This window comes from Stenotrophomonas indicatrix, assembly GCF_002750975.1.
GTDB classification, from domain to species: Bacteria; Pseudomonadota; Gammaproteobacteria; order Xanthomonadales; family Xanthomonadaceae; genus Stenotrophomonas; species Stenotrophomonas indicatrix.
Genome location: NZ_PEJS01000001.1, coordinates 1,820,655 through 1,836,632, shown reverse-complemented (window position 1 = coordinate 1,836,632; position 15,978 = coordinate 1,820,655). Strand labels below are relative to the sequence as shown.

12 protein-coding genes are annotated in these 15,978 nt (G+C 65.8%); 3 read left to right on the top strand and 9 right to left on the bottom strand.

Translation table 11 applies throughout. From position 1 onward, the window contains the following. Window positions 1–48: 48 nt before the first annotated feature. Complete coding sequence (locus CR918_RS08505; RefSeq protein ID WP_099842452.1) at window positions 49–1,428, bottom strand: Vgb family protein; 1,380 nt, start codon at window positions 1,426–1,428, stop codon at window positions 49–51. 121 nt (window positions 1,429–1,549) lie between these two features. Then, window positions 1,550–2,578: an alpha/beta hydrolase gene (locus tag CR918_RS08500; protein WP_099842451.1), complete on the bottom strand. Its 1,029-nt coding sequence runs from the start codon at window positions 2,576–2,578 to the stop codon at window positions 1,550–1,552. A 270-nt stretch (window positions 2,579–2,848) separates the two neighbouring features. Between CR918_RS08500 and CR918_RS08495 the strand changes: the two genes are divergently transcribed. Beyond that, window positions 2,849–3,223 (top strand): hypothetical protein, encoded by a 375-nt coding sequence (locus tag CR918_RS08495; protein ID WP_059064160.1) that lies wholly within the window; start codon window positions 2,849–2,851, stop codon window positions 3,221–3,223. Window positions 3,224–3,308: 85 nt separating this feature from the next. Here the strand turns inward: CR918_RS08495 and CR918_RS08490 are convergent, their stop codons facing one another. The 5 genes from CR918_RS08490 to CR918_RS08470 form a co-directional block, all read right to left on the bottom strand. Beyond that, window positions 3,309–3,710: a DUF805 domain-containing protein gene (locus CR918_RS08490; protein WP_099783954.1), complete on the bottom strand. Its 402-nt coding sequence runs from the start codon at window positions 3,708–3,710 to the stop codon at window positions 3,309–3,311. 84 nt (window positions 3,711–3,794) lie between these two features. Continuing rightward, on the bottom strand, window positions 3,795–5,093 hold the full coding sequence (locus tag CR918_RS08485) for a replication-associated recombination protein A (RefSeq protein ID WP_223485498.1): 1,299 nt from the start codon (window positions 5,091–5,093) through the stop codon (window positions 3,795–3,797). Window positions 5,094–5,375: 282 nt separating this feature from the next. Beyond that, the gene (lolA, locus tag CR918_RS08480; RefSeq protein ID WP_099842450.1) at window positions 5,376–6,014 is read right to left on the bottom strand and encodes an outer membrane lipoprotein periplasmic chaperone LolA; all 639 of its coding nucleotides are present in this window, start codon (window positions 6,012–6,014) and stop codon (window positions 5,376–5,378) included. A 110-nt stretch (window positions 6,015–6,124) separates the two neighbouring features. Further along, a complete protein-coding gene (locus tag CR918_RS08475; protein ID WP_099842449.1) occupies window positions 6,125–8,065 on the bottom strand; it encodes a DUF3857 domain-containing protein in 1,941 nt (646 codons plus the stop codon). Window positions 8,066–8,106: 41 nt separating this feature from the next. Continuing rightward, window positions 8,107–10,470, bottom strand: coding sequence for a DNA translocase FtsK (locus tag CR918_RS08470; protein WP_033831062.1), 2,364 nt, complete (start codon window positions 10,468–10,470; stop codon window positions 8,107–8,109). Between the two features lie 232 nt (window positions 10,471–10,702). On the opposite strand from CR918_RS08470, the gene trxB reads away from it, so the two are divergent. Beyond that, entirely contained in the window at window positions 10,703–11,674 is a 972-nt protein-coding gene (gene trxB / locus CR918_RS08465) for a thioredoxin-disulfide reductase (protein ID WP_025877237.1), read from the top strand. Window positions 11,675–11,785: 111 nt separating this feature from the next. On the opposite strand, the gene CR918_RS08460 is transcribed toward trxB, so the two are convergent. After that, window positions 11,786–13,369, bottom strand: coding sequence for an N-acetylmuramoyl-L-alanine amidase family protein (locus tag CR918_RS08460; RefSeq protein WP_243379022.1), 1,584 nt, complete (start codon window positions 13,367–13,369; stop codon window positions 11,786–11,788). Between the two features lie 87 nt (window positions 13,370–13,456). Between CR918_RS08460 and CR918_RS08455 the strand changes: the two genes are divergently transcribed. After that, window positions 13,457–14,581, top strand: a complete 1,125-nt coding sequence (locus CR918_RS08455) for a GNAT family N-acetyltransferase (protein WP_099842448.1) — start codon at window positions 13,457–13,459, stop codon at window positions 14,579–14,581. 61 nt (window positions 14,582–14,642) lie between these two features. Here the strand turns inward: CR918_RS08455 and CR918_RS08450 are convergent, their stop codons facing one another. After that, window positions 14,643–15,911 (bottom strand): hypothetical protein, encoded by a 1,269-nt coding sequence (locus tag CR918_RS08450; RefSeq protein ID WP_099842447.1) that lies wholly within the window; start codon window positions 15,909–15,911, stop codon window positions 14,643–14,645. Window positions 15,912–15,978: the final 67 nt, after the last annotated feature.

Sequence of the window (15,978 nt, the reverse complement as noted above, 5' to 3'; positions counted from 1 at the left end):
AGATTCTCCTTGCTGGCAGGGCGGCGGGGTGCCGCCCTGCCCTGTGGCTTACGGCTGGCGCAGGCTGATGCGGGTGATGCGGTCACCCTTCGGATCTTCAGCGCCACGCGACTTGTTCACGGCGAAGACATTGCCCTTGCCATCGGCGCGGACGTGATTGGGGAAGGTGCCGCCATCGAGGTTGCCGACCACCTTGCCATCACGGTCGACGGCAGTGACGGTGCCGGCACCGCGATTGGTGACGTAGGCCAGGCCACTCTTCGCATCGAAGGCCACGTTCAGTGCGCCGGCGCCGACCGGCACGTCGTGCACGACCTTGCCGCTGGCCACGTCGACGATCAGCAGGTTGTCGGTGCCCTGCGAGGCCACGTAGAGGCGGTTGCGCTCGGCATCGAAGGCAACGCCCGAAGCGCTGATCGAATTGCCCAGATCGATGACCTTGTCGACCTTGCCGCTGGCCACATCGATCACCGCCGCTTCCGGCGTACCGATGCTGACCGTGAACAGCTTGCCGCTGGGCTCATCCAGCACCAGGCTCATCGGCACGAACTTCTCGTCGTCCACGCCGGAGGCCAGGGTGATCGGCTCCAGTGTCTTCAGCGTCTTCGCATCGAACACCGACAGATGGTCCTCACCGGCGGCCGAGGCGAACACCTTGCCGTGCGTGCTGTCGACCACCACGTCGCGGGCGTGCGGCACGGCGCCGACCGGGAACTGGTGGACCAGCGACAGATCCGCCTGGCGATAGACAGCCACGGTGTCCTGGCGGGTATTGCTGACCCAGACATTGCCATTGGCATCATCGACGCCCACGCCATACACCGCGAACACCGCACCGCTGGTGCTGCCCGGCACCTGCGCCGGGGTGATGGCCTTGGTCACCTTCAGCGACTTCGGGTCCAGTTTCAGCAGCTGCGACTGGGTGACCGGCGGGCGGCCGACGGCCGAGGTCACGAACACGGCATTGCTGGCAGCACTGTAGGCCGACTGGTACAGGCCCGGCACCAGCTTGTTGGACTGGGTGGCGAACTTCGCCTGGCCCGAAAGCGGCAGCTGCGGCGACACACGCAGCTTCAGCACGGCTGCGGCGGCCGGCTGGCTGGCGCGCACCACCACCGGATGGGTACCCGGCACGGCGTCGGCCGGAATGGCCAGCTGGGTCTTGAAGTTGCCATCGGCATCGACCACCACCGGCTGGCTGTTGAGCACGGTATCGCCACGCAGCAGGCTGACCTGCTGGCCCGGCACGAAGCCGCGGCCGGTGACATCGGCGGTGCTGCCGGGAACCACGTTCTCACCGCGTGAGACAACCTGGCCCTTGAAGGTAGCGCTGGCCGGCTGGTCGAACACCGGCTGTGCGCTGGCGGTCACTGCCAGCAGCAGGCCGGCGGCCAGGGAAGTGAGGCGGAAAGACGGACGGAATGACATGGAAGGCTCCTTGCACACGTAGGCCGCGCCTGGTGGCGCGGAATTCATCGGTTGCCTTGGCCGCTGCACATCGACAGTCCGCCTGGGTAGTGGGGTCGCACGGCACTGCCGTGCGAGGGGGTCATTCGGCGGCGTTGTCTCCACCGGCCGGCTGGCCGTCGGCGGCGCTGCGGTCGGTCACGCCATAAAGCTCGTGCAGCGCCGCGTGGAAGGACGCCGGCAGCATCGGGCCATGGCCCAGGCCTGGGAACTCGCGGTACTGCACGCTCAGCCCCGGCACCTTGCCCAAGCGCTCGGACAGCTGCATCGCCGCATCCGGAGTGGCGCCACCAATGCGGCGCAGATGCGCGACCACGCGCGGATTGCTCATGTCGCGCTTGCCACGGTCGCCGACGCGCTCGGCACCGCCCAGCATCAGCCACACCTTTGCTGGCTGGCCATGCACGTTCTGCACGAACTGCTGCTCGATGTCACCCAGCGGCGCACCCTGGCTCCACCACAATGACGGACTGGCACTGAGGTAGTACTGGAAGGCGGCCGGACGGGTGTACAGGCTGCTGAGCACGAACAGGCCGCCCAGCGAATGGCCCCACAGGGCCTGCTGCTGGCGATCGATGTTGACGCGGCGTTCCACTTCGGGCTTGATGCGACGCTCGATCATGTCCAGGAAGGCCGCTGCGCCGCCGCCGACAGCCTGCGTCCTGCCGCTTTCATCATCGGCGCGATCGATCCATGCGGTGTAGTCGCGGGTGCGCGACGCCGAATCAATGCGCAGGTCGTTGTCGTAGCCGATCAGCACCAGCACCGGCGGCGCCTTGCGTGCGGCCAGCTCGGCCAGCAGCGGCTGGTCCAGCACCATCGCCACGGCGTTGCCGTCCAGTGCGTACAGCACCGGCGATGGCGCCTTGGGGGCCTTGGCCGGAATCGCCACATTCACCCGCCAGCGGCGCTGCTGGTCGGGGCTGTCGATCACGAAACGCTCGAAGCGATAGCTGGCCGCCGGTGCATCAAGCACGGTCTGGCCCATCTTCTGCAGCGGATTGCGTTGCTGCGCGTATGCGTACGGGGTAGCCAGGAGCAGGCCCATCATCAAGGCGGCCAGGCCGGACAGCAGCGGGCCGCGGCGCGGAGGCAGGACGGAAGACTTCATCAGTGACGGCGAAAGCGGCACACGGCCACCGGTTCACAAGGGACCGCAGTCTACCTTAAACGCGAATGATTATCACATCGATCAAACGTCACGCTATGTATCACGCGCGCGACAATGCTTAAGCCAGCGCTTGCACCGGAAGTCCGGGTTCCTCTACTTTGCCTGCCATCGGGGCGCAGGAATCGCCCCGCCCTTGCGGGTGCCTGCCTGGCCCCTGCCCATCAGCTCCACAACCGCCATGGGATCGGATCCCATGATTGTGAGAACCCCTTGAAGCACAAAGCACTGATCGCACTCGTCGCCGGCCTTCTCGCCCCGCTGGCCGGCCATGCCGCGCCGAGCCTGGCCGGGCTGTATTCGGCCTATGAAGAGGCCGGCTATTCCTCCCTCGGGCTGGAACAGCTCAACCAGACCGTACAGTTCACGGCGGTGAGCCTGGGCGCCTCCAGCAACCTGCAGGGCGAGCCGGTCCTTGAGGCGGGCGATGAGGATGGCCAGGTGCTGGCCCGCCTGACCGCCTCCAATGACGAGCAGAATGCCAAGCTTGCAGCGATGGAGGACGGCGTCGCCTTCACCGCCAGCTGCACACTGCAGTTCAGTTCGGGCTCGGATTACCTGGCGCTGGGCGACTGCGTTCTGCAGTAATCGGTTCGGCACCGCCGACAGCAGCGCAGAAACGACGAAGCCGGCCCTGGGCCGGCTTCGTTGCATCGGGCCAAAACCCGTTGACTCAGGGGCCGGCGGGCACCGGACCGTACGGGTTGTCCTGCGGCGTACCCGGCAGCAGCGCAAAGATCAGGATCACCACGCCACCGCCCGGCACCAGCGCCAGCAGGTACAGCCACCCTGACTGGTTGCAGTCATGCAGGCGGCGCACGGTCACCGCGATCAGCGGCACGATCGTGGCCAGCCAGAGCGCACCCGCCAGTGCCACCGCGCCGATCGTGATCCCGGCCATCCAGCTGGAATCAGCGTCCAGCACGAGGCCGGCAACGAGCGCCACTGTCAGCGCAATCACGCATACCGCGGCTCCCGCAAGCAGCAGGAACAGCTGGAACATCCAGTACTCGCGGCGGTTGGCGCGGCCTTCGAACTGGGCGTAGCGCTTCAACGGCAGAATCATTTCCTGCACGGCATCGTTCCTTGAAAAACAAGCCGCGCAGTCTGCCAAATGCATGCGGCCGGGGCAATGCGCCGCCTTGCCACACACAGACGACTACGCGCCCTTGGCCGCCCTCGCCGCCTCACGCTCGGCGCGCAGGCGATCCAGTTTTTCCTTCAGCTTGATCTCCAGCCCACGCGGCACCGGGTTGTAATACACCCGCTCGCCCATCGCATCGGGGAAACCGGTCTGGTCCAGCGCGATGCCGCCCTCGGCATCGTGGTCGTACTGGTACTCGGCACCGTAGCCCAGCTCCTTCATCAGCTTGGTCGGTGCATTGCGCAGGTGCAGCGGCACTTCTTCGGTACCACTGTCGCGCACATCGGCCTTGGCCTGGTTGAAGGCGGCATAGCCGGCATTCGACTTGGCGGTGCTGGCCAGGTACAGCACCAGCTGCGCGAAGGCGAGCTCGCCTTCCGGGCTGCCGAGCCGCTCGTAGATGTCCCACGCTTCCAGCGCCATGCTCTGCGCGCGAGGATCGGCCAGGCCGATGTCCTCGATGGCCATGCGGGTCAGCCGGCGCGCCAGATAGGACGGATCGCAGCCACCGTCGAGCATCCGCGTCAGCCAGTACAGCGCGGCATCCGGGTTGGAGCTGCGCACCGACTTGTGTAGCGCCGAGATCTGGTCGTAGAACTGCTCGCCGCCCTTGTCGAAGCGGCGGGTGCGGTCGGCCAGCACCTGGGTCAGCGTCTGCGGGGTGATGCGACCACCCTCCCCGCCCGCCAGCTCGGCGGCGATTTCCAGCAGGGTCAGCGCACGGCGGACGTCGCCATCAGCGGCGGTGGCGATCTCCAGCAGCAGCTCGGGCGCGACTTCGATGCGTTCCTCGCCCAGCCCGCGCTCGCGATCACCGAGCGCACGTTCCAGCGCTTCGACGATGTCGGTTGGCGAAACACCTTCCAGCACGTGCACGCGGCAACGCGATAGCAGCGCCGAGTTCAACTCGAACGACGGGTTCTCGGTGGTTGCACCGACGAACAGGATGGTGCCGCGCTCGATGTGCGGCAGGAACGCATCCTGCTGCGCCTTGTTGAAGCGGTGCACTTCATCGACGAACAGCACGGTGCGACGACCTTCGGCGAAGCGCTGCGCGGCCTCTGCCAGCACCTGGCGCACCTCCGGCAGGCCGGACAGCACGGCGGAAATGGCACGGAATTCGGCGTCGGAGTATTCAGCCAGCAACAGCGCCAGCGTGGTCTTGCCGCAGCCGGGCGGTCCCCACAGGATCATCGAATGCACGCGTCCGGATTCGACGGCGCGGCGCAAAGCGCTCTCTGGCGCGAGCAGACGCTTCTGCCCGACCATCTCATCCAGGGTGCGGGGGCGCATGCGCTCGGCCAGCGGGCGCATGTGTTCCCGATCAACACTCAGCAGATCGGGGCCGGGGAATGAAGTGGAGCGATGTCTTGGCACGCGGTCATTGTACCGCGAGAGCGTGCCAACCAAGGTTGGCACCCACCAAGGACGGTAGCGCCGGGCCATGCCCGACTGACCGGAGATGTGCGGCAATCGGTAGTGCCGGCCGCTGGCCGGCAGATCAAAAGCATGTCAACCAAGGTTGACACCCACCAAGGCGGTGCCGGTTGACACCCACCAGCGCAGGTAGCGCCGGGCCATGCCCGGCGACCGCGATCAGTTGCCGATGACGTCGGTACCGGCCGGCGGGGTGAAGCGGAAGGTGTTGGCGGCGAAGCTGGGGTTGCGCTTCCAGCCGCTGAAATTGATCACGGTGCGCTGGCCCACGGCATCGGTGATCTCCATCTTCGCCAGACCCTGCGCGTTGAAGCCCAGCGCGGCGTACTGGAAGCTGGCTTCGGTCTCGCGCTTCGGCGACAGCGACAGCCACTGCAGGCCATCGCGGGTGGCGGCCTCTTCGCTCACGTCGTACTGCTGCTCCAGCAGTGCCGGGTTGATCAGCGCGGTCAGCGGGCTGTTCTGCTCTTCCTTGCCCTGCTCGCGCACGGTCGCCTGCTCCAGGTCCGGCTCGAACATCCACACCTTCTTGCCGTCAGCCACGATCAGCTGCTCGTGCGGGCGCACGTATTCCCAACGGAACAGGCGCGGTGCCGACAAAGCGACGCGACCACTGGTGGATTCCTTGACCTTGCCACGGCTGTCGAACACCTGCTGGCTGAACTGCCCATCCAGGCCCTTCAGGCCGGTGGTGAAGGTTTTCAGGTCATCACGGGCGCCGGCCCAGGCGCTGCCGGCAGCGGCGCAGGCCACGGCCAGGGTGGTGGTGGCAAGGAAACGGCGGAGGCGAAGGTTCATGCAGGGATCCTGTGGGCGCGCGGCCAGGAAAGTTGGGTGCCAGTGTGCCCGGCGAAAGATGAATGGGCGATCAGGACGCCATTATGACGCCCTGATCGCTGATCGGCGATTCAGCCGCCAGCGGCCGGCAGCTTGCCGTACAGCACCTGGCCACGGAAGCCGCGGCGTACCTCGCGGAACAGCGCGCGGAACGCGGCATAGTCCTGCGGCTGGCACAGCGCCTCGGCGCCGCGCACCGCGTTCTGCTGCAGGCGGTGATGCACGGTCACTTCCTGGCCCTGCCGGCTCCAGTCGACCCGGTACTCGCCGGCCGCATTGGCAAACCGCTGGCTGCGCGGAATCGCGATGATCGGGGCATTGGCCGGGAACTGCAGGCGATAGGTTTCCTCGCGCAGGCTGGCATTGCAGTAGAACGGCGTCTCATTGTCCGGCGCCGAGGCGCTGGCATACAGCCCGCGTACCGATTCACCACCGGGCGGATCGGGCACGGCCATGCCGCCGGCCACATCGAAGTCCACGTAGTCCTCGGCCTGGAAGGCCATGCGATAGCCGAACGGCCGGGTCAGGTCGACCGGCACACCCTGCAGCTGCAGCTGGCCGCGGCCATCGAAACCGGACGCGGCCATGATCGATTCTTCAGCGCGCGCCCGGTTCTGTGCATTGAGCTGGGCGAACTGCGCCCGCATGCCGATCTCGGCGTTGTCGCTCAGCTGCGGCACTGTCTCGCCACGCAGGTTGCCCTGCGCGTCGAAGGTGAAGCGCACATCCATTACCGTGGCGTTGCGCTGCGGATCATTGGCCGGCGTGCGCGCCAGGGTGGCATCACGGGTGTGCAGCACCGGCGCACCGAGGTCGCCATCGGGCAGCTGGCCGAAGCGCGCCCAGGCACTGGTCGAATCCAGGTACAGGTCGAACTCGGGCACGTAGGTGATGGCGTGGTTGAAGCGGCCCAGCAGCGGAATCTTCGGCAGCGTCGGGCCGCCACCGGCACCGATCAGCACCGGCGAACTGGTGATGCCCTTGGCCGCCAGCAGCGCCTCGAGGATCGTTACGTGGTCCTTGCAGTCGCCATAGTGGTTGTCGAGGATGCTCTGCGCACTGTTCGGCTCCAGGCCGCCATTGCCCAGGTACACCGCCACGTAGCGGATGTTCTGCGCCACCCAGCGGTACAGCGCATCGGCCTGCGCGCGACGGTCGCTGACGCCGGCGGTGACTTCATCGGCCAGCGCCTGGATCTCCGGGGTGACCTGTGCGGCCGGCCCTGCTTTCAGTTGGTAGGCGCGACCCATCTGCGCCCAGTCGCGATAGGTGCTGGCCATGATGTTCGGCCCGAACTCCCACACCGCCGCCGACCAGTTCTGCGCCTGCATCGGCTCGCGGCGCTGGTAGCGCCAGCGCCATTGCGCCTGGCCGTTCTTCACCACCGGCCGGTCACTGCCCTGAACGCCACGGCTGTCCACGAACATGGGCAGATTGGCCGGCGCGCTGAGGGTCACTTCGGCATCGTCGTACTGGGTGAACACATTGAAGGTTTCCCACAGGCCGAAGTAGCCCGGGAAATAGGGCGTCAGCTGGGTCCGGCGCACCTGATAGAACAGCCGCGTGCCCGGCGCCAGGTTCGGGAACACGATCACCCGCACCTTGCGGTCGGCATACATCGCCGCCGAGGCACTGGAATAGCTTTCCTGGGTGTAGATGCGGTCGGCCGGCACTTCGCGGCGCTGGCCGTCGGCGGTCAGCGTATAGGCGTTGACCACATCCAGCGTTTCCATCTTCTCGCTGTAGCTCAACCGCACCTGGCTGAACTGCTCCACCGCTGCCTTGGTCTTGAGCAGGATTTCGTAGGTTTCGGTCTGCACGTTGCCGGCATCGGCGCGCACCTGGTAGTCGGCGCGATAACGTACAAAGCTGAAGTTGTTGCTGGCCTCGGCATCGCTGCCGGTGGACGGCGGCGCGACTGCGGGTACAGCCGTCGCGTCGGCGTCGGCCAGCACCGGGCCGGCTGCCAGCAGGCAGGCCAGCGCCAGCGCGCAGGAAACGGGTTGAAGCATGCGTCGGTTCCTTGGACGTCGGGAATGCGGCAGGGCTTGGCTTACTTCGGCGGGGGCGGTGCCAGCACCGTGCGGTCGCCGTTGTGCTCGGGCGGACTGACCACACCGGCCGCTTCCATGGCCTCGATCAGTCGCGCCGCGCGGTTGTAGCCGATCTTCAGGCGACGCTGCACACCGGAAATCGACGCGCGGCGGGTCTCGGTGACCACGCGCAGCGCTTCGTCGTACAGCGGGTCGGACTCATCGCCGCCGCCGGAACTGGTCTCCGGCAGGCCGGTCGCACCGACCACCACGCCATCGCCCATCGTCTGTACTTCGTCCAGCACGCCGTCGACATAGTCGGCCGGCCCCATTGCCTTGAGGTGCTCGACCACGCGATGCACTTCCTCATCGGACACGAAGGCGCCGTGCACACGCTCGGGCATCGCCGTGCCCGGCGGCAGGTACAGCATGTCGCCGTGACCGAGCAGCGTCTCGGCGCCGGACTGGTCGAGGATGGTGCGCGAATCGATCTTCGAGCTGACCTGGAAGGCGATGCGGGTGGGAATGTTGGCCTTGATCAGGCCGGTGATGACGTCCACCGACGGGCGCTGGGTGGCCAGGATCAGGTGGATGCCGGCCGCACGCGCCTTCTGCGCCAGTCGCGCGATCAGCTCTTCGACCTTCTTGCCGACGATCATCATCATGTCGGCGAATTCGTCGATGAAGATGACGATGAACGGCAGCGTCTCCAGCGGGCGCGGCGCCTCGCCCAGCTCCGGGTTCGGCTTGAACAGCGGGTCCATCATCGGCTGACCGGCGTCCTGGGCGTCCTTCACCTTCTTGTTGAAGCCAGCCAGGTTGCGCACGCCCACCGCGCTCATCAGCTTGTAGCGGCGCTCCATCTCGGCCACGCACCAGCGCAGGCCGTTGGCGGCCTCCTTCATGTCGGTGACCACCGGCGCCAGCAGATGCGGAATGCCCTGATAGACGCTCAGTTCGAGCATCTTCGGGTCGATCATCAGCATCCGCAGGTCTTTCGGCGACGCCTTGAACAGCAGGCTCAACACCATCGCGTTGACCGCCACCGACTTGCCCGAACCGGTGGTGCCGGCCACCAGCAGGTGCGGCATGCGCGCCAGGTCGGCCACGGTCGAGCGACCGGCGATGTCCTTGCCCAGCGCGAGGGTCAGCGAACTGGCCGACTTGTCGTACTCCTTCGAACGCAGCAGCTCGGACAGGTAGATCATCTCGCGGGTGACGTTGGGGATTTCCAGGCCGATCACCGACTTGCCCGGGATCACATCGACCACACGCACCGACTTGACCGACAGGCCGCGGGCGATGTCCTTGTCCAGCGAACTGATCTGGCTGACCTTGATGCCCGGCGCCGGCTCGATCTCGAAGCGGGTGATGACCGGGCCGGGGTTGGCGCCGACCACCTGTGCATCGATGCGGAAGTCCTTGAGCTTGAACTCGATCTGCCGCGACAGCGCGTCCAGGGTGTCCTTGTCATAGCCCACGGGTTGCGGCTTGGGATCATCCAGCAGGGCCAGCGGCGGCAGGTCCGAGCCGTCGCCATTGACGCCACGGAACATCGGGATCTGGTTGTCGCGCTTGGCCCGGTCGCTCTTTTCGATCACCGGCTCCGGGCGCGGCTCGATCTTCACCGGCTCGCGCTTGGCGCGCACTTCGGCATCGGCCTTCCGCACTTCCTGGCGTTCCTCGCGCAGGACGCGGGTCTGCTGCCATTCGGTGGCCTGCTCCTTCTTGCGCTCCAGCAACGGTGCCAGCGACATCACGCCGCGGCCGATCTTCTCCATCACCACGAACCAGGACAGGCCCGTGGCCAGGGTGATCGAGGCCAGCAGCAACACCAGCACGAACAGGTTCGCCCCCAGCGCGCCAAAGCCCACGCTGAGCGAATTGCCGACCAGCTTGCCGAGAATGCCGCCTGCATGGGAGACGTCGCCACTGAACAGGCGCACGTGCAGGAAACCGGTGCCGGCGATCAGGAAGCCGACCAGGCCAACCAGCCGCAACGCGGGGTCCAGATCGTTCTCGCCCTTGCTCTCACGCTTGAGGCCGAACATTGCGATCCAGGCCAGCGCGCCCAGCACCACCGGCAGCAGGAAGGCGATGTAGCCGAACAGCTGCAGCAGCACGTCGGCGATCCACGCGCCCGCGCGGCCGCCCATGTTGTGTACCGGCGCAACCACGCTGCCGGTGTGTGACCAGCCCGGGTCCGTCGCTGAATAGGTGAAAAGGCTGGCAGCCAGATACAGCAGCGCCGGCGCGATGGCGATCAGACCCAGGTCGCGCCACAGGCGCTGACGGCGTGGGTTGTCGGTCGTGGCCGCTGCCGCCGAGCGACGCGATGCCTTTTTGTCGTCGGACTTGGAGCGTTCGGGGACCTGCTTCGCCACCTTAGACCATACCTTTGGAATGCGCTGTTAGTGTTTGATAATAAACGAGACGGCGTCAGTTTTCAGTTATCCGTTGCCGCGCAAGCGAGGACAGGGCCTGAAACTGCCCGTGGATGGCGCTGTTCTGTTCATCGGCTTGAATCGCCCTGCCCCAGCCGCCACTCTATGACCAGCCAAGGATGCTGTGCAAACATCGCCGCGCCTTGTCCCATCTACCTTTTCGCGAGTCTACATGAGCACCAGCCTGCCCTCCCGCCACCAGCGTCTTGTCATCCTCGGTTCCGGCCCGGCCGGTTGGACCGCTGCCGTCTACGCTGCCCGCGCCAACCTGAAGCCGGTCGTCATCACCGGCCTGCAGCAGGGTGGCCAGCTGATGACCACCACCGAAGTGGACAACTGGCCGGGTGACGCCCATGGCCTGATGGGCCCGGACCTGATGGCGCGCATGCAGGCGCACGCAGAGCGCTTCGAGACCGAGGTCATCTTCGACCACATCCATACCGCGGACCTGTCGCAGCGCCCGTTCAAGCTGATCGGCGACAGCCACGAGTACACCTGTGACGCCCTGATCATCTCCACCGGCGCGACCGCCAAGTACCTGGGCATCCCGACCGAAGACGAGTTCAAGGGCCGCGGCGTCTCCGCCTGCGCCACCTGCGACGGCTTCTTCTACCGTGACCAGGACGTGGTCGTGGTCGGCGGCGGCAACACCGCCGTGGAAGAAGCGCTGTACCTGTCCAACATCGCCCGCAAGGTCTACCTGGTCCACCGCCGCGACACCCTGAAGGCGGAAAAGATCATGCAGGACAAGCTGTTCGCCAAGGTGGAAGCCGGCAAGATCGAAACCGTCTGGCACCACCAGGTGGAGGAAGTGCTGGGCAACGAGGCCGGCGTGACCGGCGTGCGCGTGAAGTCGACCCTGGACGGCAGCACCCGCGACATCGATGCCCACGGCTTCTTCGTGGCCATCGGCCACCACCCGAATACCCAGCTGTTCGACGGCCAGCTGACCATGAACAACGGCTACCTGGAAATCCGTTCGGGCCTGGGCGGTAACGCCACCCAGACCTCGGTGGAAGGTGTGTTCGCCGCCGGCGACGTGGCCGACCAGCACTATCGCCAAGCGATCACCTCGGCCGGCTTCGGCTGCATGGCCGCACTGGACGCAGAGCGTTACCTGGATGCACAGGGCAAGGCCAGCTGAGGCTGGCCCGGCACTGGGGAGTCGAGCTGCGCTCGACTCGAGACGGGCGCGAAAGCGCCCGTTTTTTTGGGGGCTATTTACCCGCCTCTGTAGGGAACACCAAACCGACGCTCAGACCTGCACACACGCGTGCTGGAATACGACAGGCGGTGTTGCGACACCATCCGCATCCCGGAGCACAACGCTCCAGCGGGCAACCCCTGGGTTGGATCCTTTGCACGTCAGTTCTGCCCTGATCGGCTTGGTGGGATCTTCGAACAGCGTTCTGGTTGGCGTGCACGCGCCGGGTTTGGAACATGATGCGGAGGTGAACTCGATGGTGACCGGATACTGAGGGTTGCCCTGATAGCCAAGCTCGATCTCCCTGGCTGACTGTGTGGGAATCTCAACATCTGCGATGGGCGCCAACGTCAGTGGCTCGCAGGACTTTCCGGTAGCCCACAAGCGATAGCCCTTCTCAACACCCTTCATGGCAGCAGACCGGAAGACCGGGTCCTGCAGTGCGGCAACATCCTCCGGATTGGAGTGATAGGCCGTCTCGACGATCACCGACGGCATCGTGCCAATGCGGTTCTCACCGTGGCCTTCAGCAACCGATTCGGCTCGAACTGGAAAACTCTCGTACCCGGGCTGCGCATGGATCACCTCTCTCATGCCGCACAGGATGCTGTCCGCCAAGGGCTTATCCTGCGGTTTTTCCCGGTGATAGTAGACCTCGGCACCACGCACACTGGCTGAATCGCTGCCATTGGTGTGCAGGCTCAGCATCACGTCCACCCCCAGATGATTGGCGTAGTTGGGGCGAGCCCTTATGTCCTCGTCCTTTTCGCGAGCAGACTCTGGGCTGTTCGGATATTCATTCCACATGTCGGTGCGCTCGGGAAAAAGCGCCTTTAGATGGTAGCGGGATGACATGTGCTCCCATGGCTTTCCGGATTCCGGATGGAGTTCCGTCGAGCGACTCCGTGCCCGGTGTACCGTCAAACCGCTACGCTGTTCGATCAACCCTTGCAGTTCGTCGCCATATGCCGGACTCAGCGTGTCCTCCTGGACGCCGAGAGGCGCCGGTCGCTGGAATTTCCACTCTCTGCTTGGATGGAGGCTGATATAGCCATGACTTGCCGAGATCAGAGCTGAGGTGTGCGTGGACTTCGCCCGTACCTGCGGCGGAACGGCCAGATCTTCGGGGTAATACTCCTCAAGGGCTTTCCCATCAAAGAGGAAATCAATGTCGTTCACATCCAGCCCCGACTTTTCAGCGTAGAACCTCAATGTGGACGCCATCGGAATCAGGAAGAGCTCGTCATAACTACCTTCGGGCCCGGGAAGGTATCCAGGACCGAAGCTGATCTTCATTGATCTTGTCTTCATATCAAGTCGGATGCTCACGCTGACTTGTCGCAGCTCACCCCTCTCCTGCAGATGACGCGTCAGCTGGCTCGCGGCTTCACGTTCCAGCAGCGCGATCACCTCCGCGTACACACCCGGATCCTCAACCACTTTCGTTGACTGAGTTTCAGAAGCGAACACAGGTGACGCGAAGAACAAGCTACACGCGACCACAGTAGACCCAAGCTTCAGTCCCTTCATTATTGATTTCTCCATGTGGTGGGATACACGCCGCTCATGCGGCGCCCCGCCACCCTGCCCAGCCGTGCGCCAGCGATTCCGCACCAGGCGCACACCGATGGACATTTCAAACTTCCCTCATCCCCAACCAGAACAAACCAACCCAGCCCCGCCAACACCGTTCGTGATCCACCTGCCCTATCCTTGCCAACCATGCCCACCGCCCGCTTCCTCGACTCCCTGCAGTCCGTTCCCGCCACCGCCTGGGATGCCCTGCACGATGGCCGCAATCCATTCGTCAGCCACGCCTTCCTGTCCGGCCTGGAAACCTACGGCTGCCTGCGCGAGGACTGGGGCTGGCAGCCGCGGCACTTCACCCTCTGGGACGGTGATGCCCTGGTCGGCGCCATTCCCGGCTACCTGAAGACCAATTCCCACGGTGAGTTCGTGTTCGACCACGCCTGGGCCAATGCCTATGCGCGGCACGGGCGCGACTACTACCCGAAGTGGCTCGGCGCGGTGCCGTACTCGCCGGTGACCGGCCCGCGCCTGCTGGCCCGCGACGATGCGCAGCGCACCGCCCTGCTGACGGCACTGCGCGAACAGTTGCCCGCGCTGGATGTGTCATCAGCACACATCAACTTCCACACAGCGGCTGACGAAACAGTCTTCGATGACGACTGGCTGCTGCGCGAGGACATCCAGTTCCAGTGGCAGAACCCGGGTGACTGGGTGACGTTCGAAGCGTTCCTGGGCGCGATGGACCACAAACACCGCAAGAACATCCGCCAGGAGCGCGCCAAGGTCGGCCGCCAGGGCATCAGCTTCCGGGTGGTGCATGGCGATGAGGCCACCCGCGCCGATCTGCAGGCGATGTACCGCTTCTACCTCCAGACGTTCCTGGAATACGGCAACGCGCCAGCGCTGACCGAAGCGTTCCTGCGCCATCTGGCGGTTTCACTGGGGCGCGGGCTGGTGCTGTTCCTGGCCGAACAGGACGGCGAACCGATTGCCGGCGCGTTGTGCCTGCGCGGTGGCGACACGCTGTACGGCCGCTACTGGGGCGGTGCCACCCTGCCCGGCCTGCACTTCGAGGCCTGCTACTACCAGGGCATCGAGTACTGCCTGCGCGAGGGCGTGGCCCGCTTCGAGCCGGGTGCGCAGGGCGAGCACAAGCTGGCACGCGGCTTCCTGCCCACCATCGTGCGCAGCCGGCACTGGGTGGCCGATGCGGAGTTTGCCGAGGCACTGCGCGACTGGTGCCGACAGGAGCGACGCGATGTGCGGCGCTACCAGCAGGAGCTGCAGGGTCATGGCCCGTTCCGCGCGGAACCGTAGCGCCGGAGAAGCGTGCCAACCAAGGTTGGCACCTACCACGGCAATGGCGGGGATGCTGCGCTCAGGTGCACTGCCAGAAGTGCCCGCTCACCCGGCACTTCGCGCACCAGAAGCTGTACAGCATGCCGCCACTACCCCACAGCAACATGCCTTCATTGGTGGTCGGCAACGTTGAGTCCAGCTGCATCACGAAAGGCATCTGCTCGCCGCAATCGATGCACGCCGGGTAGTGCGCGCTCTGCACCCAGCTCGGTGCGCCACCCACCCGCGACAGGTTCTGCCGGTGATTGGACTGGCCCCAGTCCTGCTGCTGCCAGCGATGGCTGTCCATCGCGGCAAGACCCACCTCGGCCTGCAGCAGGTCGCCGCTGTCGGTGGGATTGATCGGCACCTGGCAATGCTGGCTGGGGTGGCAGCGCGGCATGCCTTGTGCATCGTGCCGATAGAAACGCACGGGTGGGTCTTCCCAGCCACAGCAGTCCAGGCACAGCCCGAGCGTGACCTCACCCTCCGCGTCCGGCTGCAGCGCCGCAGCATCGGTCTGCAGCAGACGCCGCAGCGGCGCATGACAGCTGCCGCACAACGCATCGAGCAGCCCGCCCATGCGCCCGGCGTGACGCACCTGGCCGCTATTCCAGGTGGGGTGCAGACGCCAGATCCGCTTGCGCCAGGCAGGCTCTTCGGCCACCTGCACGCGGCGCTGTTCGCGCCCGAAACGCAGGTGCAGCGGTTGCCGGCCATGCAGATGGCGCAGACGCGGGCCATCGGCCAGGCCCGCCCAGTGCGCCCAGACCTCGGCATCCAGGTCGCTCCAGTCGGCCAGGTAGCCACGGGCGGCGGCGTGGGTCTCCGGCTGGGTGGTCAGCAGCACTGCCTTGGCCCGCTCCAGTTCGCGATCGTCGTCTGCCTCGGTCAACCGATGCGCCCAGTCAGTCGCAACCGACGGCGGCAATGCCTGCCAGACCTGCGAGGCCAGCTGGATGTGATCCTCGATGGCGACCTCCAGCAGCGCCTCCCAATCGTCCTGCAGCGTGTGCGGCGCCTGGTAGCTGGCAAACTCCAGCACGCTGGTCAGCAGCTCGCCACGCTCGCCGTCACGATAGCGCCGCCAAGCGTCAATACAGACCGGGGCGACAGCCTCGTCCGGCAGCAGATCCAAGGCCGTGTCGAGGAAGGTGGAGCTGGGCGAGCGGCGATCCAGCGCCTGCAGCAGAAGCGAGCCAAGCTGGGGGCGGTCTTCGCTGGCCAGAGCCAACAGCATGGCCAGGCTGTCATTGCGTGTGCGCGGCGCATCGTGCGCATCGAGGATGGCGGTGATCGGATCGCTCATGCGGGGCTCCTTGCCGGTAGTGCGTGATGGTGCCAGACATCGCGCATCGTCACGACGAATACAATGC